We start from the raw sequence: 554 nt of genomic DNA on the forward strand, positions 1-554 counted from the left end.
ACCAGTTATTGGTTCCGCAGACGATCAGTGCCTTGCTTCCGCAGTCACGGATAATGCCTGCGATATCTTTACAATAGGAATAAAGATCATTGCCGCCGGTATACCACTGTATGCCGGTCGGCTCGTTGCAGATCTCAAAGATCACGTTATCGTAATCCTTGTACAGCGTTGCATACTTCTTGAAGAACTGCTCTGCCACAGTCTTTGTGGTATGTGGATTCTCCTCATGGATATGCCAGTCCACGATCACATACATGCCAAGCTCCTTCGCCGCCTGTACGCCCTCAACGATCTTGGAGTCGATCAGGCTCTGACCGCCGTTGGTATAACCATTGTACTGAGTGACATAGCATGCCATACGCAGCAGGTTCACGCCCCACTCATCACGGAGCGTCTGCATCGCTCCCTTATTGATATATTCCGGGAACCACTGCACACCATGGTACTGGCTCCACGCATCTGGAACGGCTTGCCGTACTGATCCACGATCACCGGCGCATTACCGTAGCCGTCCACCTTTGCGAGATGAAGTCTTCCGTGCTTTCCAACCGGTG

At 52.0% G+C, this 554-nt stretch carries 2 protein-coding genes; both read right to left on the minus strand.

Annotated features, from left to right (window positions below; genetic code table 11):
* A partial coding sequence (locus DXA20_RS15965; protein WP_147403775.1) for a cellulase family glycosylhydrolase occupies window positions 1–400 on the minus strand: 400 nt, incomplete at its 3' end.
* Window positions 370–554: hypothetical protein (locus DXA20_RS16295; RefSeq protein WP_158577268.1), on the minus strand; the 185-nt coding region annotated here is incomplete at its 5' end. The genes DXA20_RS16295 and DXA20_RS15965, both read right to left, overlap by 31 nt.

Origin of the sequence: Roseburia sp. AM59-24XD (assembly GCF_003478445.1) — a bacterium.
Taxonomy (GTDB): Bacteria; Bacillota; Clostridia; order Lachnospirales; family Lachnospiraceae; genus Jutongia.